The organism is Microbacterium sp. PAMC22086 (assembly GCF_019443525.1).
Taxonomy (GTDB): Bacteria; Actinomycetota; Actinomycetes; order Actinomycetales; family Microbacteriaceae; genus Microbacterium; species Microbacterium maritypicum.
The window spans coordinates 66,005-88,460 of the sequence record NZ_CP080380.1 but is presented as its reverse complement, the minus strand read 5'-3'; the positions used below and the strand labels follow the sequence as shown (position 1 = coordinate 88,460).

6 protein-coding genes and 1 pseudogene are annotated in these 22,456 nt (G+C 69.4%); 3 read left to right on the top strand and 4 right to left on the bottom strand.

The genetic code is table 11. The features are described from left to right. The first annotated feature begins 51 nt into the window (after positions 1 to 51). The gene (locus KY497_RS00380; protein WP_219869558.1) at positions 52 to 762 is read left to right on the top strand and encodes a DUF2071 domain-containing protein; all 711 of its coding nucleotides are present in this window, start codon (positions 52 to 54) and stop codon (positions 760 to 762) included. 173 nt (positions 763 to 935) lie between these two features. Here KY497_RS00380 and KY497_RS00375 read toward each other — a convergent pair whose 3' ends face one another. The 4 genes from KY497_RS00375 to KY497_RS00360 form a co-directional block, all read right to left on the bottom strand. Beyond that, complete coding sequence (locus KY497_RS00375) at positions 936 to 1,547, bottom strand: uracil-DNA glycosylase family protein (protein WP_054682934.1); 612 nt, start codon at positions 1,545 to 1,547, stop codon at positions 936 to 938. A 19-nt stretch (positions 1,548 to 1,566) separates the two neighbouring features. Then, positions 1,567 to 1,899, bottom strand: coding sequence for a cupin domain-containing protein (locus KY497_RS00370; protein ID WP_058631432.1), 333 nt, complete (start codon positions 1,897 to 1,899; stop codon positions 1,567 to 1,569). Between the two features lie 286 nt (positions 1,900 to 2,185). Beyond that, positions 2,186 to 2,584 carry a low molecular weight phosphatase family protein gene (locus KY497_RS00365; protein ID WP_219869557.1) on the bottom strand — a complete coding sequence of 133 codons (399 nt, stop codon included), beginning with the start codon at positions 2,582 to 2,584 and terminating at the stop codon, positions 2,186 to 2,188. Positions 2,585 to 2,604: 20 nt separating this feature from the next. Next, positions 2,605 to 3,279, bottom strand: coding sequence for a helix-turn-helix domain-containing protein (locus tag KY497_RS00360; RefSeq protein WP_219869556.1), 675 nt, complete (start codon positions 3,277 to 3,279; stop codon positions 2,605 to 2,607). Positions 3,280 to 3,409: 130 nt separating this feature from the next. Between KY497_RS00360 and KY497_RS00355 the strand changes: the two are divergent. Beyond that, a pseudogene (locus KY497_RS00355) lies at positions 3,410 to 4,113 on the top strand (magnesium and cobalt transport protein CorA); the annotation flags it as partial. 173 nt (positions 4,114 to 4,286) lie between these two features. Then, positions 4,287 to 22,427, top strand: a complete 18,141-nt coding sequence (locus tag KY497_RS00350) for a DUF11 domain-containing protein (RefSeq protein ID WP_219869555.1) — start codon at positions 4,287 to 4,289, stop codon at positions 22,425 to 22,427. Positions 22,428 to 22,456: the final 29 nt, after the last annotated feature.

Genomic DNA, 22,456 nt, shown 5'->3' with positions numbered 1-22,456 from the left:
CTCTCTCGCCGAAGGCTTGTAGCTATTTAGCGAAGCTGTTAAATTGAAGGCATGAACCTTCTCCTGCGCACTCTCCGTGGCCGGATGCGGCGCCGTCTGCTGCTGACCTATCGGGTCGATCCCGCGGTCGCGGGCGGGATCATCCCTGCCCCCTTTCGACCCCAACTCGTCGACGGGAGCGCCGTCGGGGGAGTGTGCCTGATCGCGCTGACGGAGTTGCGTCCCGGCTGGGTGCGTCCGCGCTGGGGCATCTCCACGGAGAACGCCGCGCACCGATTCGCGGTCGAGTGGGATGAGGGTGGGGCGACGCGCACGGGCGTGTACGTCATCGAACGGCACTCCTCCGACATCGTTCCGGTTGTCGGGGGCGGCAGGTTCTTCCCGGGAATCCAGCGGCGCGCACGGTTCGTGATCGAGGAGATCGGCGCCCGGTTCCGGGTCGGGATGGAGGCGTCCGACGCGAGCGTGTTCGCTGACGTCGAGGTGACCGACGGATGGGAGAGCACGCTCTTCCCGACGGTCGAGGACGCCTCGCAGTTCTACCGTGCGGGCTCGATCGGCTGGTCGCCGCGGCGGGACGGCAGAGGAGCGGAGGCGGTGGAGCTGTCGACGACGCGGTGGGTCGCGGAGGCGGGGCGCGTGAACGAGGTCGGGTCGTCGTTCTTCGACGGGCTTCCGCGAGGGGCTGCGCAGATCGACAGTGCCCTCGTGATGCGCGACCTCCCCGTCAGCTGGCGCAGACCCGCAACGACTCGCCCCTGACGACAGGGGGGCTTGTCGTCAGGGGCGAGGTGCGGGTCCCCACACCCGGGGCGGACTCGGCGGTGCCGGCGCGAGCCCTGAGAACACGATCGCAGTGCGGGAGGACATCACGGGCCGGCGCGACCCGATGTAGTGCGCGGGCATCAGCGATTGATTCACCCCCAGAAACGGTTTCACCGCAACGCGGTCTCGATGTGCCAACGGAGATCTTCCACGACGTCTGCGGCGAACCACGGGTTCCTCGCGTGCCAACGAAAGTTGAGCGGCGACGGGTGCACTAGAGGGAACAGCTCAGGAAGAAACTGCTGATAATTCCGTACCGTCGCGGTCAGCGTCGCGGTCTTCGCAATCGGCAAGTACGCCTGCTGTGCGTAGCGTCCGATCAACAAAGTCAAACGAATATCAGGCATCAACGCGAAGAGCGGCGGATGCCACCTGGCCGCGAAGCCTCGACGCGGCGGCGCATCTCCCGACCCGCTGCGACCGGGGCCGGGGTAGTAGAAGTCCATCGGCAAGAGAGCGAAATTGTCCGGGTCTCGGAACTGTCCTTCGGTGACACCAAGCCACTGCATGAGGGTGGCACCACTGGCGTCGTCCCACGGCACCCCGCTTGCCTGCGCGCGGCGTCCCGGCGCCTGGCCAATGACGGCCACGCGCGCAGCGGCACCCACCGTGTAAATGGGGTCCATGCCCTGCTCTCGCAGCGCGTTGTTGGTGGAATCGTGTATCAGCTCATCATGGATGAGCGCGAGAGGATCAAGTGCACCGTACTGCGGAGTTCCCACGATCCGTACGCAACCTGCTTCAGTGCTTCTTAACGACGGTCAGGAGGATGACTGAGTCCTCGATGGCGTCGAGTGAGTGGAGCCCGTCCGGGATGATGAGGAGGTCACCGGGAGATCCGTTCCACGACAGGTCTCCGAATCTGAGCAGGACGCGGCCCTCGAGGACTTGCAGGGTTGCCTCTCCGGAGCTTTCGTGCTCAGCCAGGCTTTCGCCGGCCTTGAGAGCAATAAGCGTTTGTCGGAGTTGATGCTCGTGTCCTCCGAAGACGGTCTTCGCGCTTCTACCACTGGACGCTTCCTTCGCCTGAGAGAGTTCGTGTCGCGCGAGGGCGATGAGTGAGGTCTTTTGCATAGCATTTCCGATGTTCGAATGTCATCGTGCGTGGGGTTGCTCGGCCTTACGGGAACCAAGCTGGCCGACACAGCTTGGCTCAAGCTCGTACCTATTATCTGTCCCCGTTCGGCTTACTCTCCGAGCCTGCCACTCGTTCAGCACGCTGGTCACCGAAAACGATCGTTTTCGGCGAGGCGACCCGTGCAGCCGCTGACAGGGATCCAGAAACGTGCGCCGTAAGAGGGTTTCGGCAGGCGTATTCGGTGGACGAGTGCTGAGCTTTGGCGTTCCCGCTCCGATCAGCTCAACGGTTGAGAAGTGTGGTCTGGATCTTCTCGGATACGGCCTGGCGCAGCGGGCGTACTGCGTCGGCGTCCCACGACTCTGGATTCGGGAACGACCACTCCAGAACCTCTCCGCGGGGCGTGGAACGCAGTGTGAGTCCCGGCTTCATGAGCACCACGATGTCGGCGGTGTTCAGGTCCTCGAGCGTGACGGCGCGGGGCACCCGAGCGGTGATATCCATTCCGAGCTCTGCCACGGTGGCGGCTACGGCCGGGTTCACTTCGTCGGCGGGGGAAAGGCCGGCCGAGGTGGCGGTGAAGCGTTCGCCGGCTAGGTGCTCCAGGAGGGCTGCGCCGAGCTGTGAGCGGCCGGCGTTGTGCTGGCAGATGAAGAGGACGGTCGGAGTGGTGTCAGTCATGGGTTCTCTTTCAGGGTGAGTCAGCTGGCGGCGAGCCGGGGCGCGAGTTCCGCGATGCGGCGCTCCAACTCGTCAAAGGTGGTGTCGAAGGCGTCGTCGGTACCGATTCGCACGGGGTCGGGGATCGACCAGTGCAGGTGCCCGGCGATGCCGAGTTCTTCGTGGGCGTTGTCGCACACCGTGACCACGAAGTCCGAGCCGGTCAGCACTGACGTCAGGTCGCGGGGCAGCTCGTCGGGCAGGGAAAGCGCGTGGCGAGCGGCTGCGGCCATCGCCCCCGGATCGATCCGTTCGGCCGGGTGCGTTCCGCCGGATGACGCCGGGATGCTGCTGTGGGTCGACCACAGCGCCGCCGCGAGCTGCGAGCGGGCGGAGTTCGCGGTGCAGACGAACACGATCCGGCTCGCGCGCTCCACCCGTCCAGGGGTGAGTCCGCGAAGTGCGTTCTCGGTCAGGTGGACGTAGCTGCGGCGCTTGTCGGCCTCCGAGCGGGAGCGCGACACCATCCCCACGGACTCCAGCACGTTCAGGTGGTGCGTGACGAGGTTCGAGGGAAGACCCAAAGCCACGCGGATCTCGGTCGGGGAGAGATCGCCCAGCGTGAGGAGGTCGACGATACGCAGACGTGAGGGATCGCCTAACGCGGCGTGCCTCGCGGCGCGCGCCTCCACCTGGTCAGTTCTCTCAGTGTTCATTGTCTCAATATTGACTGAAGTACATGGTTCGGGTCAAGATGAGCCGACATGAAAACTACTCAGCCGTCCCTCGCCGCAGCCGAACGACCGCACATGCTGCGCCGAGCCGCTGCCGAGTTCCTCGGAACCGGTCCGTCACGCCGAGAACCCGAACCTCGCCCGTGTCCGCTCCCGGCTCGAGGCAAACCCCGACCTGCTCGCTCTTGGACCGTGCTCGACGAGATCGTCGACGGATACGCCCCCGTGACCGCGGGCCTCGAAAACGACATCGACGAGATCGAGGACCAGCTGTTCGGCGGCGACCCCGCCGTCTCCCGGCGTATCTACGAACTCCTCGGAGAAGTGATCTCGTTCCAGCGCGCCACGCGGCCGCTGCGGGACATGCTGGAAGGGCTTGAGCGGGGTGCGGAAAAGTATGGTGTCGACCTCGAGCTGCGCCGCTCCCTCCGCGACGTCCTCGATCACGTCATCCGGATCACCGAACGCGCCGACGAATTCCGCACTCTCCTCGAAAACGCACTCACTGTCCACTCCACCCTCGTGACCCAGCAGCAGAACGACGAGATGCGGCGACTGTCGGAGGCGAGCCTCGCCCAGAATGAGGAGACCAAACGCCTCTCCGAGACCGGTCTCGCGCAGAACGAAGAGATCAAGAAGATCTCCTCCTGGGCAGCCATCCTCTTCGCCCCCACCCTCATCGGCACTATCTACGGCATGAACTTCACCTACATGCCCGAACTCGACTGGCCCCTCGGCTACCCCCTCGCCGTCCTCGCCATGATCCTCGGCGGATTCGGCCTGTACTGGGTCTTCAAAGCCCGACGCTGGCTGTGATGCAGGCCCGGGCGCGATGAGGCTCCGTTGACCTGGCGAAAGGTGGAACAAGGAGCGCGACGGCATACGGGTGATTGAAGGTATGCGAAAGTCTGACTAGGCTGAGCGGTACCGCATTCGTCGATCCCCATAAGCATCCGGCGCAGACGGTCGGCCTTGGGAGGGGGCGTTTCATGGAGGACAATGTCCTGCATGCTCGGCGTTGGCGCCTATTCGTCGCCATGCTGATGGCTGCCACCCTCGCAACCGTCGGTCTAACTCTCGCATCCCCTGCTCCAGCCGAGGCGGTGGTGGTGCAGTGGGGAACGAACTCGGGCACCGCGCCCAACTATCAGGCCAACGTCAACGGCGACTTCCTGATGGCAGGCAACGGCGTACTCGCCTGCACCTCCGCGGCGGGCACCGGCGTAGGAACCTGCAACGACCTGCACGCGGCGTCGAACAGCGACGCCGACAACGTGAACGATAACTTCGTAATGTCGAACACCAACGCAGCCGGCGGGTTCACCACCAACTCGTCCAGTGCGACGATCAACGTCCCGGCAGGCGCGACCGTCGTCAAGGCGTTCTTGAGCTGGAGCGCCAACACGGGCGCGTACACGGGAGACAACCGCTCGCTGTGCACGACCTTTTCGACGGCCCGCGGCACCGCCACCCTGCCGGCCGGTTCGGCCACCGGGTACCTAAACCGGGCCGTCCAGTTCCGGGTAGGTTCTGGCGGAATCAGCAGCATCGCACCGCAGAGCATGCTCGTCGATCCGACCAACCAGGCAACGGCTCGCTACTACTCCGCGAGTGCCGACGTCACGAGCGCCTTCGCGGGCGTCACCACCGGGTCCGATGTGACTATTTCCGCTGGCAATCTCTGGACGCCGACCGGAGCAGGCTGCTACGCCGGATGGTCGGTGACCGTCGTGTACGACTACGGCACTTTCATCCTCGGCAACCAGGCGTCCGTGCCGCACAACATCATCTTCTACGAAGGCCACGTCCGGCAGGGAGCATCAGACCCGGACCTGTCCGTGGCCTTCAACGGTTTCACTGCCGTCGCCCCGGGCACCAGAGCCGGATTCACCCTCTTCGAGGGCGACCGCAACATCACGGGCGACGCGGCATCGTATTCACGAGGCACCTCGACAACGTTCACCCCTATTGCAAACCCCGCTGGCGCCACCAACAACTTCGGTATTGGACGAGCAGAACGTTCCGTTCGGTATACCGGCGCGGGCAACACCGCGTTCACCAATCAGAGTGTCGACGTATCGACAGCCCCGCTATCGAATGTCGCCGGCGGGGACACCCGAGTCAACCTGCGCCTCGGCACCATCGGCGACTCCTACCTTCTGCGTAACGCCATCCTCTCCGTTCCGACAGCAGGTCTCCAGGTGGTGAAAACGTTCGACGGCACCGCAGACACGCAATCTCGGACCGCATCCGAACTCGCAACCTTCACGATCCGCGTCACCAACACCGGAGCGGGCACCCTCCGCAACATCATCATCGAGGACGATCAGGCCGGCTGCGCGCGAAACCTCGGTGCCCTGACACTCGCCCCACTGCAGACCACCACGTACACCTGCACGGCGACCGCCCCCGCCTCGACGGGATACACCTCGACGGCAGAAGGCACCGCCTACACATCAGCCGGCAACTATCTCGCCCAGGACAGCGACAGCACGACCGTGCTCCTCACCGCCATCGAGCTCGTCAAGTCCAGTGCGCTGGCCCCCGGCGCCTCAGGTCGCGCGGGCGAAACCGTCATCTATACCTTCACCGTGACGAACACCGGCCAGTCAACGCTCACCGACATCTCGATCACCGACCCCCTCGTCGGACTGTCCGCCATCACATTCGACTCTTGGCCCGGACCCGCAGGCACATTAACGGCGGGCCAATCCGTGACCGCCACGGCAACCTACACACTGACGCAGAACGACGTCGATGCCGGTTCCGTCGCCAATACCGCCTCGGTGACCGCGACCGACGACGACGGCGGTGTGAAGCCCGTCGGCAACAGCAGTCAGACCACCCCGATCGCGTCCGCGGCGAATATCTCGGTCGGCAAGGTCGGCACGCTCGCTTCAGGAGCCACCGGCCGCGTGGGTGACCGGATCAACTACACGGTCACGTTCACCAACACCGGCAACGTCACCCTCGTCAACGCGTCGCTGGTCGACCCGCTGCCTGGTCTCTCGCCTCCGGTCCTCACCTGGCCCACCGCGACCGCCGGCACGCTCCCGGTCGGCCAGACCGCCACCGCCACCGCCTTCTACACGATCACCCAGGCCGATGTGGATGCCGGCTCCGTCCGCAACACCGCCACCGTCACCGCCCGCACCCCCTCGGGCGCCACCGCTTCCGGCACCTCGCCCCAGGTCCAGGTGTCGACGATCCCCTCGGCCCCCGCGCTCACGACGACGAAGTCGGGAACAATCACCTCGGGCTCGGGCGGCGTCGGCAGCGTCATCACCTACAGCTTCACCGCCCGCAACGCCGGCAACACAACGCTCACCGCCGTCTCCATCGCCGATCCGCTACCTCGTCTCTCGTCCCTCTCCTACACCTGGCCAGGGACGCCCGGGCGTCTCGCTCCCGGTCAGACCGTCACGGCGACCGCGACGTACACCATCGCCCAGGCCGACGTCGACGCCGGTTCGGTGCGCAACACCGCCGTCGGTTCGGCGACCACGCCTGCCGGTGCACTGCTCACCGCCCCCAGCAGCCCGTCGACGATCGCGACGGCAGCGGCGGCGCCGGCGGTGAACCTGTCCAAGTCGGGTTCCCTCGCACCGGGCAGCACAGGCCGCGCGGGAGACCGCGTGAACTACAGCTTCACGCTCGCCAACACCGGCAACGTGACCCTCACCGGCGTGGCGATTAACGATCCGCTTCCCGGCCTCTCCGCACTGGCCTACACCTGGCCGGGCGCCGTCGGCACCCTCGCGCCAGGGCAGGTCGTCCGTGCCACGGCCACGTACACGCTCACCCAGACCGACGTTGACGCCGGCGCCGTGGCGAATGCCGCGACCGCGACCGCGACTCCGCCGACGGGCGCCCGCGTCACTCAGACGCGCGCAGCGACCGTTCCGGTCGCACCGACAGGAACGCTCTCCGTCCTCAAATCCGGCGCGGTCAAATCCGGCGCGGGCGGGGTGGGAAGCACGGTCACGTACAGCTTCTCCGCGACCAACACCGGAAACGTCACGCTCACGCAGGTGGCGCTGAGCGATCCGCTGCCCGGCCTGTCACCTCTCACTTACACCTGGCCCGCGACGGCGGGCACCCTCGCACCCGGCCAGACGGTCACCGCGACGGCCACCTATGCGATCCGGCAGGCCGACGTGGACGCCGGGTCGGTGACGAACACCGCGACGGCCAGCGGACGCACGCCCGCGGGTGACACGGTCACCGGCGCATCCCAGACGACACGGGTGAGCACGGTGGCCGCGGCCCCCTCCAGCACCACCACGAAAACCGCCGCGGTGTCGGGCTCCGCGGGCGTCGGCGACGTCATCACCTACACCGTACGGACCACGAACTCGGGCAACGTCACCCTGACGGGGATGGCGATCAGCGATCCGCTTCCGGGCCTCTCCGCCTTCGCCTACACGTGGCCGGGCACGGCTGGGCGACTCGCGCCCGGTCAGTCCGTCACGGCGGTCGCGACCTACACCATCCGTCAGGCCGACGTGGATGCCGGTGCGGTGCGCAACACCGCCGCCTCCACGGCGCAGTTCGCCTCGGCCACCGTCGCCAGCTCGTCGGGAGCGGTGGTCACGAATACCGCGGTGGCCGCACCGGCGATCGTCACCACCAAGAGCGGCGCTCTGCAGAGCGGTTCGGCGGGCAGCGCGGGCGACGGCATCACCTGGACGATCACGCTGCGCAACGCCGGCAACGTGACGCTGACCGGGGTGTCGGTGACCGATTCGCTGCCGGGCATCACGGCGCCGGTCTACGGCGCGTGGCCGAGCGGCACCGCCGGCACTCTCGCCCCGGGTCAGACGGTCACCGCGACCGCGCAGTCGACCATCTCACAGGCCGACGTGAACTCGGGCGCCGTCAGCAACACCGCCACGGGTTCCGGTACGCCGCCGACAGGTGCGGCCGTCTCCTCGGTCGCGCCCGCGACCGTGTCCCTCGCCTCCGCCCCCGGCATCGTGCTCGTGAAGAGCGGCGCGGTCACGGCGGGATCCGGCGGCGTCGGCAGCGCTGTCACCTACACGTTCCGGGCGACCAACACCGGCAACGTCACGCTCACCGGGGTCGCCGTCAGCGACCCGCACGCAGGACTCTCCGCACTGTCCTACACCTGGCCGGGCACCGCGGGCACGCTGCAGCCGAACCAGACGGTCACCGCGACCGCGACCTACGCGATCCGGCAGAGCGACGTCGACGCGGGCGTGACCAGGAACACAGCGACCGTGCGGGGCACACCGCCGAGCGGACCGAACGTCTCCGCGTCCTCCGCGGAGGTCCAGGTGGCGACCGTCGCGGCGGCGCCGGCGATCACGACCACCAAGTCCGCAACCGGATCCGGCGGGGGAGTGGGCAGCACGCTCACGTACACGTTCCGCGCGACGAACACCGGAAACGTCACGCTCACCGGCGTAGCGATCGCCGATCCCCTTCCGCGCCTGTCGGCTCTGACGTATGCCTGGCCGGGCACGGCCGGCAGCCTCGCGCCGGGACAGACCGTCTCCGCGACGGCCACCTACACTCTGACCCAGGCTGATGTGGATGCCGGGTCGGTGACGAACACTTCGACCGCTCGCGGTACCGGGGGCGGGGCGACAGTGACGGCCGCGTCCGCGGAGGTGGTCACGCCCACCGCGCCGATCGCTCCGGCGATCTCCGTCACCAAGAACGGCACGCTGAACGGCGATGGGGTCGCGGGCGACACCGTGGGCTACTCCTTCACGGTGCGCAACTCCGGCAACGTCACCCTGACGGGGGTGTCGCTCCGAGATCCGCTGATCGGCTCCGCCCCGATCACGCTCAGCGGTTGGACGGGAGCGGTCGGCACGCTCGCGCCCGACCAGGCCGTGACCGGTACCGCGACCTACACCGTCAGGCAGAGTGACGTCGACGCCGGATCCGTGGCGAACATCGCGACAGCCTCCGGGCAGCCCCCGCGCGGAGCGGTGGTCTCGGGATCCGGGCCCGCCACAGTGCCGATCGCCGCTGCCCCGGCCATTGCCGTCACCAAGTCCGGCTCGGTCACGTCAGGAAACGGCGGCGTGGGCAGCGTCATCACCTTCTCGATCGCGATCCGCAACGCCGGCAACGTCTCACTCAGCGGTGTCTCGCTCACCGACACACTCGCCGGACTGAGCACCCCAGCGACCTCCTGGCCAGGAGCCGTCGGCACGCTCGCCCCGGGGCAGACGGCGACAGCGACAGCGACCTACACGGTGCGGCAGGCCGACGTGGATGCCGGTTCGGTGGCCAACGTGGCCTCCGCCAGCGGGCGCCCGCCGACGGGGCCGGTCGTGTCGGACACCACGGCGCCCGCCGTCGTACCGACCACGCCCGCTTCGCCCGCTCTCGCGATCACGAAGACATCGACCGTGGGCGGAGCCGGAGGTGTCGGTGACGTCATTCAGTACGGCATCCGCGTCGAGAACACCGGAAATCAGACGCTGACCGCGGTCACGATCGCCGACGAGCTCCCGGGCCTATCGGGACTCGCCGTCACCTGGCCCACCGCCGCTGGGACGCTCGCCCCGGGAGAGGTGGCGACAGCGCGCGGCACCTACGCGATCACCCAGGCTGATGTGAATGGGGGCTCGGTGAGCAACCGGGCGACCGCGGCCGCGACGGCCCCGGGCGGCGTGCCGGTGAGTGCGTCCGCCACCCGCGACACGGCCACCGCGACCGCCGCTCCTCAGCTCGCCCTGACCAAGTCCGCCGCTCTCGCCCCCGGCTCCACCGGTCGAGCAGGCGACGTTGTCACCTACAGCTTCACTCTGCGCAACAGCGGCAACGTCACGCTCACCGGCGTCGCGCTCACCGACCCGCTCCCCGGCCTGTCGGCGATTGCCTTCGGCCCTTGGCCGGGAACCGCGGGCACCCTTCAGCCGGGCCAGAGCGTCACCGCCACCGCTACCCGCGCCCTCACCCAGACGGACGTGGATGCCGGATCGGTGGCCAACACCGCGACCGCGACGGCGACCGCACCCGGTGGGGCCGCGGTGCAGCAGACCGCGCCGGCAACCCTGCCTCTCGTCGCCGGTCCCGCCCTCACCCTCGGCAAGAGCGGCGCGTACACGTCGGGCGACGGCGCGGTCGGCAGCGTCATCACCTACAGTTTCGTCGCGCAGAACTCGGGGAACGTGACCCTTACCGGCGTCGCGATCACCGACCCGCATGCGGGTTTGAGCCCGATCGCCCTGACGTGGCCCGGCACGGCGGGACGCCTCGCACCCGGGCAGCAGGTCACCGGCACAGCGTCCTACACCGTGACCCAGGCCGACGTCGATGCCGGCACGATCGTGAACGCGGCGTCCGTGGCCGGCACCCCGCCGACCGGGCCGACGGTGGCTGCGGCATCCCCGACGGTGGTGCTCGCGCCCGCGCCCGCAGGACCCGCACTCTCGACGACCAAGTCGGCGACGGTCACCGGCACGGGAGCCGTGGGCGACACGGTGAACTACGAGATCACGGCCGTCAACACCGGAAACGTGACTCTGCGCTCGGTCGCCGTCAGCGATCCGCTGCCCGGCCTGACCCCGTTCCAGTACACCTGGCCCGGCACAGCCGGGATCCTGGCGCCCGGCCAGCAGGTCACCGCGACGACATCGCACACGATCACGCAGGCCGACGTCGATGCGGGCTCTCTCGTGAACGTCGCCACCACAAACGCCACGGCACCCAATGGTGCGGTGGTGAGCGGCGCCTCGACCACCATCACTACCCCGACCGCCGCCGCAGCGCCGGCCCTCGAGGTCGTCAAGTCGGGCGCCCTGCCTGCGGAGGCCTCGGGAATCGCAGGTGAGACCATCACCTGGGCTGTGACGATCCGGAACACCGGCAACGTCACGCTCACCGGCGTCAACGCGACCGACTCCCTGCCGGGAATCAGCGAACTCGCGTACGGCGCGTGGCCATCAGGCGTCACCGGCACGCTAGCGCCCGGAACGGCCGTGACGGCGACGGCGAGCTCCGTCGTGCGGCAGTCCGACGTGAACGCCGGTTCGGTCGCGAACACCGCGACGGCCACCGGAACGCCGGAGCGCGGCGGCGCAGCATCCGCCACCGGCTCCGCCACCGTACCGCTCGCAGCCACCCCGGCTCTCACGATTGACAAGGCCGGCGCATACACCGCCGGCAACGGATCAGTGGGCGACACGATCACATACACCTACATCGTGCGCAACACCGGCAACGTGACGCTGTCCGGCATCGTCGTGAACGACCCGCACAGCGGGCTCTCCGCCCTGAGCTACTCTGCGTGGCCCTCGGGCGCGGCGGGAACACTCGACCCGAACCAGAGTGTCACCGCCACCGCCACGTACCAGGTGCGGCAGAGCGACGTGAACACCGGCAGCATCAGCGACACCGCCACCGCCACCGGGCGCACACCCGGCGGCGCCACCGTCGGTAACACGTCCGACACGGTCGTCCTCGCGACGGCTGCCGCCGCGCCCGCGATCATCACCGGCAAGACGGCATCCGTCTCGGGGTCCGGCGCCGTCGGCGACATCGTCGTGTACACCCTGACCGCGACCAACACCGGCAACGTCACCCTGACGGGGGTCGAGATCAGCGACCCGGCTCCTGGCCTCTCCGCACTCACGTACGGCCAGTGGCCCACAGCGAGCGGCACGCTCCGGCCCGGACAGACGATCACCGCGACGGCGACGCACCGCATCACGCAGGCCGATCTCGACGCCAGCAGCATCGTCAACACCGCGACCAGCACGGGCACACCACCGACAGGTCCCGCTGTCAGCGACCCGGCCTCGCTGACCACCCCGACCGCCGCCTCCGCGCCGGATCTCGAAGTGACCAAGGGCGGCGCTCTGGCGCCGGGTTCCCTCGGCCGCGCCGGCGACACCGTCACCTTCTCGTTCTCACTCCGCAACACCGGCAACGTCACGCTCACCGGCGCCGAGCTGAGGGACGAGCTGCCCGGGCTCACCCCCCTGAGCTTCACCTGGCCCGGAACGGCAGGGACGCTCGCACCCGGCCAGACTGCGACGGCGACCGCGACGTACGTCCTGACCCAGGCCGATGCGGACGCCGGAACCGTCACCAACGCCGTCGAGGCCGTGGCGACCCCGCCCACCGGGCCACTTCTCTCCGAGACCACCTCGGTCGCCGTGCCCATCGCACCGGCTCCCGCGTTGCAGCTGACGAAGACCGGAGCGGTGCTCGACGGCGGCGCGGGTGAAGCCGGTGACGTCATCCGCTTCGCATTCGTGTTCCAGAACACCGGCAACGTCACCCTGTCGGGTGTCGAGCTCGTCGACAGCATCCCCGGATTGTTCCCCGAGGTCTCCTGGCCGGGAGAGCCCGGCATGCTGGCCCCGGGGCAGCAGGCCACGGCCACCGGGGCGTACTCCATCACCCAGACCGATGTCGATCAGGGGGCGGTGAGTAACACGGCGACGGTCTCCGGGACAGCCCCGGGCGGCCAGTCGGCGTCGGCCACCGATCAGTACACCGTGGCCACAGGCGCACAGCGTGCCCAGCTGGATCTGACGAAGACCGGCACCACCCTCCCGGGCGCTGCCGGCGTGGGAGACGAGGTCACCTACCAGCTCGCACTCCGCAACGTCGGCAACGTCACCGTGACCGGCATCGATCTGCGCGACGACCGCGGCGATGTGGCGCTGGGCGACATCACCTGGCCGGGTCCCGTCGGGCAGCTCGCTCCGGGCGAGACCGCGACCGCCACGGCGACGTACGAGATCACCCAGGCCGATGTCGATGCGGGTGAAGTGATCAACACGGCCAGCGCCGACGGAGCCGCGCCCGGCGGGGCCCCCGTGACGGCGAGCAGCGGTGAGAGCTCCGTTCCCACCGAAGCGTCTGCGCCCGCCATCACGGTGACGAACAGCGGATCTCTTCCCGCCGGATCCGTCGCCGGTGCCGACGTCACCTGGACCTACGTCCTGACCAACACCGGCAACGTCACGCTCACCGGGGTGCAGCTCGCCGATGCCCTGGCCGGCACCACCGCTCCGACCTACGACTGGCCGGGGACGCCGTTCGTCCTCGCGCCCGGCCAGTTCGTCACCGCGACGGCCACGACCACGCTGACTCAGGCCGATGTCGACGCCGGGTCGATCGTCAGCCTCGTGACCGGACGGGGCACTCCGCCGAGCGGCGCCGAGGTCACGGCGACCGCGCCGGCGACCGTCGAGATCGAGGCGGCAGCGCAGCTCACCCTCGACAAGACGGCGAATGTGACGACGGGGCTGGATCTCGGCGACACCGTCACGTTCACCTTCGTCGTCACGAACAGTGGCACTCTCACCATCGGCGGCATCGCGATCAGCGACGAACTGCCCGGGCTGTCCGCACTCACGTTCGGCGCCTGGCCGGGCGGCACGCCCGGTCGCCTCGCCCCGGGTGCGTCGGTCACGGCGACGGCGACCTACACCGTGACCCAGGCGGACCTCGACCGCGGCGTCATCGAGAACAGCGCCGCCGTGACCGGCCGGCCGCCCACGGGTCCGGCTGTTGGCGCGACGGACGCACTCGACCTGGGAACGGTCCCGGCCGTGCCGGCCCTCGCGTTCGCCAAGACCTCGACGCCTGACACGGGCGTGGTCGTCGGCGACACCATCGAGTACGGCTTCTCTATCGAGAACACCGGCAACGTGACGCTCACCGACGTGGTCATCGATGATGACCTGGCCGGTCTCTCAGCGATCGCCTTCGGCGCCTGGCCGCGCGGCGAGACCGGCGTGCTCGCGCCGGGCGACACGGTGACGGCGACCGCACGCTACTCGGTCACGCAGGCCGACTACGACGCGGGGCAGGTCGCGAACAGCGCCACCGTCAGCGGCCAGCCGTCGCGCGGCGCCGAGGTCTCCGTCGACGCGGATGTCGAGACCACGGCCGCCGATGCTGGCCCGGCGCTCACCGTGACCAAGGCCGGTGCACTGGCCGCAGGCTCGACGGGACGCGCTGGCGACACAGTGCAGTATCGGTTCTCCGTCACCAACGCCGGTGATGTCAGTGTCGACGATGTGGTCCTGAGCGACCCGCTGACCGGGCTCAGCCCGATCACGGTGACCTGGCCGGGAGCCGACGGCGTGCTTCTGCCGCAGCAGACCGCCACCGCGGTCGCCACCTACACCCTCGCACAGGCGGACGTCGATGCGGGCGCGGTCGCCAACACGGTCACCGCCGACGGTGCACCGGCGCGCGGCGAGCTGCCGCCCGTCGACGAGCGCACGGCCTCCGAGACCGTCCCAATCACTCCTGACGCGGCGTTGTCGGCGGTGAAGTCGGGTGTGTTCGTGGGTGGGGGTATCGGGCAGGTCGGTGATGTGGTGCAGTACGAGATCACGGCGACGAATGTCGGGAATGTGACGATCACCGAGGGTGGTCTGGTGGATCCGATGCAGGGTCTGTATGACGTGTCGATCGCGTGGTCGGGTGTTCCGGGTGTGCTCGAGGTGGGCGATTCGGTGACGGGTCGTGGGAAGTATCGGATCACGCAGGCGGATGTGGATGCCGGGTTCGTGGAGAACACGGGCACGGTGGGTGGTCGGACGCCGTCGGGCGCGGTGGTGCGGGTGGATACGAACACGGTGCGGGTGAACACGGTTCAACCGGCTGCGGGGTTGTCGGTGTCGAAGGCGGGGGAGGTGTCGGGTGCGGGTGGTGTCGGTGATGCGGTGTCGTATGCGTTCGAGATCGCGAACACGGGCAACGTGACCCTGTCGGGTGTGTCCCTCACCGACGCCCTCCCCGGCGTCTCGCTCTCGGCGATAACCTGGCCGGATGCCGCCTTCCCCGGTCGCATCGCGCCGGGCCAGATCGCGACGGCCGAGGGCACGCTCACGATCACCCAGGCACAGGTCGACGCGGGCCGCGTCGTCAACACGGCGACCGCCACCGGCACGCCGCCGCGCGGGGCCGACCCGATCTCGGCGGAGTCCCCGGAGAGCGTCGTGCCGACCGCCGCCGCGGGACCGGCGCTGACGGTCAGCGACAGCGGAGCCCTTGCGCCCGGCGCGACGGGGGTGGCGGGTGACAGCGTCACCTGGACCTATGTCCTCACCAACTCCGGAAACGTGTCGCTGAGCGCTGTGTCCCTCGCGGACGCTCTTCCCGGCGTCGGCGCACCCGAGTACGTCTGGACGACACCGGTGGGCGAACTTGCCCCCGGCGACTCGGTGACGGCGACCGCGACCTACACGCTGACTCAGGCCGACATCGATGCCGGCGCTGTGACGAGCCTCGTCTCGGGCACGGGAACACCGCAGGTGGGCGCAGCCGTCACCACGACGGGCGCGGCGACGGTCGAGCTGGAGCGCCGTCCGTCGCTCGTGCTAGCGAAGGAGGCCTCGGCCCCGGATGCCCCCGTGGTCGGCGACACGATCACCTATGACTTCACGATCGCGAACCGCGGCAACGTCACCCTCTCGGGCATCGTGCTCGACGACCCGCTCGCCGGGCTCACCGATCCCGTGATCGAGTGGCCGGGGGCGAGCGGCGAGCTCCTGCCCGGTCAGGAGGCTACGGCGACGGCCACCTACGTCATCACTCAGGACGACGTCGACGCCGGCGCGGTCTCGAACCGGGCCAGCGCATCCGGCACAGCAGCCGGCGGTGCGCCGGTCTCCGCCGATCCCGCGGAGACCACGACGCTGACGGATGCCGCCGCCCCGGCGCTCGTCACGACGAAGTCCGCGACCGCCGGCGGCACCGGGGCGGTCGGCGACACCGTCACCTACGAGATCACCGCCGAGAACATCGGCAACGTCACGCTGCGCGACGTCGTCATCGGCGATCCGCTCGAGGGGCTCTCCCCGATGGAGCTCATCTGGCCGGGAACCGAGGGCGTGCTACTGCCCGGACAGAGCGTCACAGCCTGGGCGGGTTACGTCCTCACCCAGGCCGACATCGATCGCGGCACCGTGAGCAACACCGCGACCGCCACAGGCAACCCGCCGATCGGCGACCCCGTCGCAGACTCCTCGCCGTCGACGCTCGCGACCACCGCCGGCGCCGCACCCGACATGACGCTCGCCAAGGAGGGCCGCCTCGAGCCCGGCGCCACCGGCGAGGTCGGCGACCTCATCGAGTACCTCCTGCAGATCGAGAACACCGGCAACGTCACCCTGAACGAGGTCGCGATCACCGACGAGCTCGAGGGACTCTCCGACCTCTCGATCGACTGGCCTGCCGCCAGCGGTGAACTCGCGCCCGGCGCGACCGCGACCGCGACAGCGACCTACGCCCTGACGCAGGCCGACATCGACCGCGGCTTCATCGACAACGAGGCGGCGGCGACCGCCGATCCCGCCCGCGGCGACGACCTCGCGCGCACGGCATCCGCTCAGGTCACCATCCCGCAGACCCCGGGCCTCTCCGCCGTCAAGACCGGTGTGATCACCGCCGGCGGCATCGGCCAGGTCGGCGACGTGATCCAGTACGAGGTGGTGGCGACCAACACCGGCAACGTGACGATCACCCGCGGCGGCCTCATCGACCCGATGCCCAACCTCTTCGACCTGTCGATCGCCTGGGCCGACCCGGCACAGCCCGGTCGCGTCGACGTCGGCGAGTCCGTCGTCGGGCGCGCCAAGTACCGGCTCACCCAGGCCGATGTGGATCGCGGATTCATCGACAACACCGCCCAGGTCGGCGGCGATGTGCCGGACGGCACGCGCGTCAACGCCTTCACGAACACGGTCCGCGTGCAGACCGTGCAGCCGGTTCCGTCCCTCACGGTCGACAAGACCGGCGTGGTCGTCGGAGAGGGCGGCGCCGGTGCGCCGATCGAGTACGGCTTCGTCATCCGCAACGCCGGCAACGTCACCGTGAGCGGCATCACGCTCGCCGACCCGATGCCGGGGCTCAGCGCACCGGTGATCGACTGGCCGGGAGCCGACGGCGTGCTCGCGCCGGGGCAGCAGGCGACGGCATCCGCCGCGTACACGATCACGCAGGCCGACGTCGACGCCGGTGCAGTCGCCAACGCCGCGACCGCGACCGGCAGCGCGAGCCGGGGCGGGGCCGTCGCGAGCGATCCCGGCATCGAGACGGTGCTCACGCAGGGCATTCAGGCGTCGATCGCCGTCACCAAGACCGCGGCACTCGCGGCGGGTGCCGCTGGCGTCGCCGGCGACCTCGTCGAGTGGGGATACACTCTGCGCAACACCAGCAACGTGACGCTGACCGGTGTGACCCTCGCCGACCGCCTCGCCGGATCGACGGCACCTGTCTACAGCTGGCCTGACCCGGCCGCTCCCGGTGTGCTGCTTCCCGGCCAGAGCGTCACCGCCACGTCGCAGTACGCCCTGACGCAGGAAGACGTCGACCGCGGTTCCGTGGCGAGTGCGGTCGACGGCATCGGGCTGCCGCCGCGGGGCGCGGATGTCACCGGTGAGGCCTCCGCCTCGGTCGTGATCGCGGCCCGGCCGTCTCTCACCGCCACGAAGGCGAGCGAGCTGCAGGGTGCGGGCCAGGTCGGCGATCGCATCGACTATGCCTTCACGGTGACGAACGGCGGGAACGTCACGCTGTCGCTCGTGGACCTCGAGGACGCCCTCGATGGGGTCACCGATCCGACCTTCGACTGGCCCGGTGAGGTCGGCATCCTTCTGCCCGGTCAGACCGTCGACGCGACGGCGCAGTACACGGTGACGCAGGCCGATGTGGACCGCGGATCCGTGACGAACATCGCGACGGCGCGCGGCAAGCCGCCCGTTGGCGACATCATCACCTCGAGCACCGACTCCGTCGAGACGACGGTGGCTCCGGCTGCGGGCGAGCTCACCGTCGGCAAGACCGCGTCGGTCGACGGCGACGGTGCGGTCGGTGACCAGGTCGCTTACGACTTCACCATCGAGAACACCGGGAACGTGACGGTCACGGACGTCACGTTGACCGATCCGCTGCCCGGGATCTCGACGCCGGTCATCGACTGGCCGGGCGACCCCGGGGTGCTCGCTCCCGGCGAGGCGGCGACGGCCACCGCGACCTACGCGATCGCGCAGGCGGACGTCGATGCCGGGACGATCACCAACACGGCGACGGCGACCGGCAGCGCCCGCGGTGGGCAAGTCACCGCATCGGCCACCGCGACCGCCGACACCGCAATCCCCGCACCCGCCCTGACCGTCGCGAAGGACGGCGCGCTCGAAGCCGGCGGTGTGGGCACGGTGGGCGAGCAGGTGCAGTACTCGTTCACTCTCCGCAACACAGGAAACCAGACGCTGAGCGCGGTGACCCTGACCGACCCGCTGCCCGGTCTCGGCGAGATCGTCATCGACTGGCCCGGCGCCGACGGCGTGCTCCCGGTGGGTGCGACCGCCATCGGAAGGGCGAGCTACGCACTCACCCAGGAGGACATCGACGCAGGTGCGGTCAGCAACGTCGTGACCGTCGACGCGACTCCCGCCCGCGGCGAGCTCGACGCGGTCACCGACGGCGCCACCGTTCCCGTCCCGCAGCGCCCGGCGTTGTCGGCGGTGAAGTCGGGTGTGTTCGTGGGTGGGGGTATCGGGCAGGTCGGTGATGTGGTGCAGTACGAGATCACGGCGACGAATGTCGGGAATGTGACGATCACCGAGGGTGGTCTGGTGGATCCGATGCAGGGTCTGTATGACGTGTCGATCGCGTGGTCGGGTGTTCCGGGTGTGCTCGAGGTGGGCGATTCGGTGACGGGTCGTGGGAAGTATCGGATCACGCAGGCGGATGTGGATGCCGGGTTCGTGGAGAACACGGGCACGGTGGGTGGTCGGACGCCGTCGGGCGCGGTGGTGCGGGTGGATACGAACACGGTGCGGGTGAACACGGTTCAACCGGCTGCGGGGTTGTCGGTGTCGAAGGCGGGGGAGGTGTCGGGTGCGGGTGGTGTCGGTGATGCGGTGTCGTATGCGTTCGAGATCGCGAACACGGGCAACGTGACCCTGTCGGGTGTGTCCCTCACCGACGAACTACCCGGCGTCAGCGTTCCGGTGGTGACGTGGCCGGGCGACGACGGCGTGCTCGCGCCCGGAGAGACCGCCACTGCAACGGCGGAGTACACGATCACGCAGGCCGACGTCGACGCGGGCGAGGTCCGCAACGTCGCGACCGTCGGCGGCACCACGCCCGCCGGCGAGGACGTCGCCGCCGAGTCGTTGACGAGCGTCGTCGAGACTCAGGCCGGTCTGCCGGTCGTCGTCGCGACGAACAGCGGCACTCTGGCTCCCGGTGCGACCGGCAGGGCCGGCGACACCGTCACCTGGACCTACACCTTCACCAATTCCGGGAACGTGACGCTGTCGGACGTCGCGTTCGCAGACGCCCTTCCCGGCGTCGGGGCCCCCGAATACTCCTGGCCGGGCGCTGCAGGCGTGCTGGCCCCCGGGCAGACCGTGACCGCCAGCGCCACCTACACGCTCACCCAGGCAGACGTCGACGCGGGCTCCGTGTCGAGCATCGTCACCGGCACGGGGGCACCGCAGGTGGGAGCCCCCGCGTCGGCGACGGCCCCGGCGACGGTGAGCGTGGACGCCGCACCCGGCATCGTGTTCGAGAAGACGGCCGAGCTGACCGACGCGGGCGCGAACGGTCTCGGCGACGCCGTCACCTTCGGCTTCCGCATCGAGAACACCGGCACCGTGACGCTCTCCGACATCGCCATCACCGACGAGCTCCCCGGGATCGGCGACATCGCGATCGACTGGCCGGGCTCGGCCGGCTCGCTGGCACCGGGACAGACCGCGACCGCCACGGCGTCCTACGCGATCAGCCAAGAGGATGTCGACCGCGGATCGGTCGAGAACACGGCGTCGGTGCAGGCGACCACGCCTGACGGCACTCCGGTGGGGGCGGAGTCGACGATCACGCCGATCCCAACCGAGGAGCAGAGCCCGTCCATCCGCACGGACAAGGGCGGTGCCTACGTCTCGGGCAGCGGAGCGGTGGGCAGCGTCATCGAGTACGACTTCGAGGTCACCAACACCGGCAACGTGACGCTGCGTCTCATCCGCCTCGAGGACGAACTCGAGGGCGTCAGCACGCCGGAGCTCACGTTCCCCGCGGTGACCGGCATCCTCGCACCGGGTGCGAGTGCCGTCGGCACGGCCCGCTACACGGTCACGCAGGCCGACGTCGATGCCGGCTCGATCACGAACGTCGCCACATCGTTCGGCACGTCGCCGCAGGGAGTCGTGGTCTCGGACGAGTCCGATCCCGTCGTCATCGGCACCGGCGCGCCCAACGGGCTGCCTTCGATCCAGACGACTCAGACCGCAGTCCTGTCCGCGGGCGACACGGGCGTGCTCGGCGACACGGTCGACTACACGTTCACGATCCGGAACACGGGCACGCTCACGCTCGACGACGTCACGCTGGCGAACACGCTCGCCGGGCTCACCGGGTTCGTGTACACGTGGCCCGATGCGGCGGCCCCCGGGCGCCTCCTTCCCGGGCAGACCGTCACGATCACCGCGCAGTACACGGTCACGCAGGCCGACGTCGACGCCGGTGCCATCCGCAACACCGCCACCGGAGCAGGCGACCACCCGCGTGGAGGCGAGGTCACCGACCAATCGGAGCAGACCGTCGTTCCGCTCGTCGACGGCACGGGGGCGGTGCGAGTCTCGAAGGTCGGCACGCGCGCCGGGGACGGCTCGGTCGGCACGGCGATCGACTACGCCTTCACCGTGACGAACACCGGAACTCTCACCCTCACCGACATGGCGCTCTCCGATGAGCTGCCCGGTCTCGGCGAGATCGTCTACGGCATCTGGCCTGGTGCGGTCGGACAGCTGGCGCCGGGACAGTCCGTTTCCGCGACGGCGTCGTACACGATCACGCAGGCGGACCTGGATGCCGGTGAGGTCCGCAACACCGCGGACGTCTCCGCCAGGACGCCGCAAGGCGATGGCGTGCGCGGCGACTCTCCGGAGTCGGTCGTCTCCACGGCCCCCGGCTCGCCGCAGATCGATATCACCAAGACCCAGCAGCTGGCGGCGGGTGCGACCGGCCGACCGGGTGACCTCGTCGAATACGAGTTCGTCATCCGCAACGACGGCAACGTCACCCTGGGCGGTGTGACCCTCGGCGACAGCCAGGCCGGCCTCTCCGACATCACCATCGTCTGGCCCGGCGAGCCCGGTGTGCTGCTGCCCGGACAGGTCGCGACGGGTCGCGCGACCCGCATCCTCACCCAGGCCGACGTCGACGCCGGCGGTGTGTCGTCCACGGCGACGACGAGCGGACGCGGAGCGGGAACGATCGTGAGCGACACCGCGTCCGGCGAGGTCCTCGTCGCCGCCGCACCCGGCATCCGTCTGGAGAAGACCGCTGTGCTCGAGACCGTCGCTCAGCAGGGCGCAGGCGTCCGCTACGAGATGACCGTCGAGAACACCGGCAACGTCACCCTCCGCGGTGTCGACGTGACGGATGCGCTGGCCGGCCTCAGCCCGCTGACCGCGACCTGGCCCGGCACCCCGGGTGAACTCGCCGCTGGTGAGAGTGCGGTCTTCACCGCGCGTTACGTCATCGGACAGGCTGACGTCGACCGCGGATCGATCGTGAACACCGCCTCCGCGGTGGGTGAGGCGCCGGACGGCACCCGCGTCGATGCCACCGACGAGAACACCGTGCCAGTGCCGCGCACGGCGACCATCGAACTCCGCATGCAGATCGCCATCGCGGACGGGCAGGAAGGGTATGCCGGCGACGAGCTGGAGTTCACCTACACCGCCACCAACACCGGCACGACGACGCTGACCGGGGTGCAGATCTCGGACCTGTATCCGGGACTGTCCGACCTCGACTACGTGTGGCCCGGTGAGCCGGGAGTGCTGCTGCCCGGTCAGACCGTCACAGCGACGGCCCGGGTGACCATCACGGCCGACATGGAGTCTTCGGTGGTAGCGTCGCAGGCCGTGGTCAACAGTGTGGAAGCCGTCACGTCGGCGCCGGTCGCCGATGCGGCGTCCGCGACGCTCCAGCTCCCGGTGCCGCCGGGCCAGCCGGTGCCTCCGGGCGTCACGCCCGCGCCGGGAACGCCCCTGCCGGCCACCGGAGGCGACCCCACGCCGTACGCTGCTGCTGCTCTGCTGCTGCTGCTCGCCGGCCTGGTCGTGATCGCGGCCGGGCGTCGCCGCGGCCAGCACACCTCCTGATCCTCTCTTCCGAGATCCGCACACCGAAA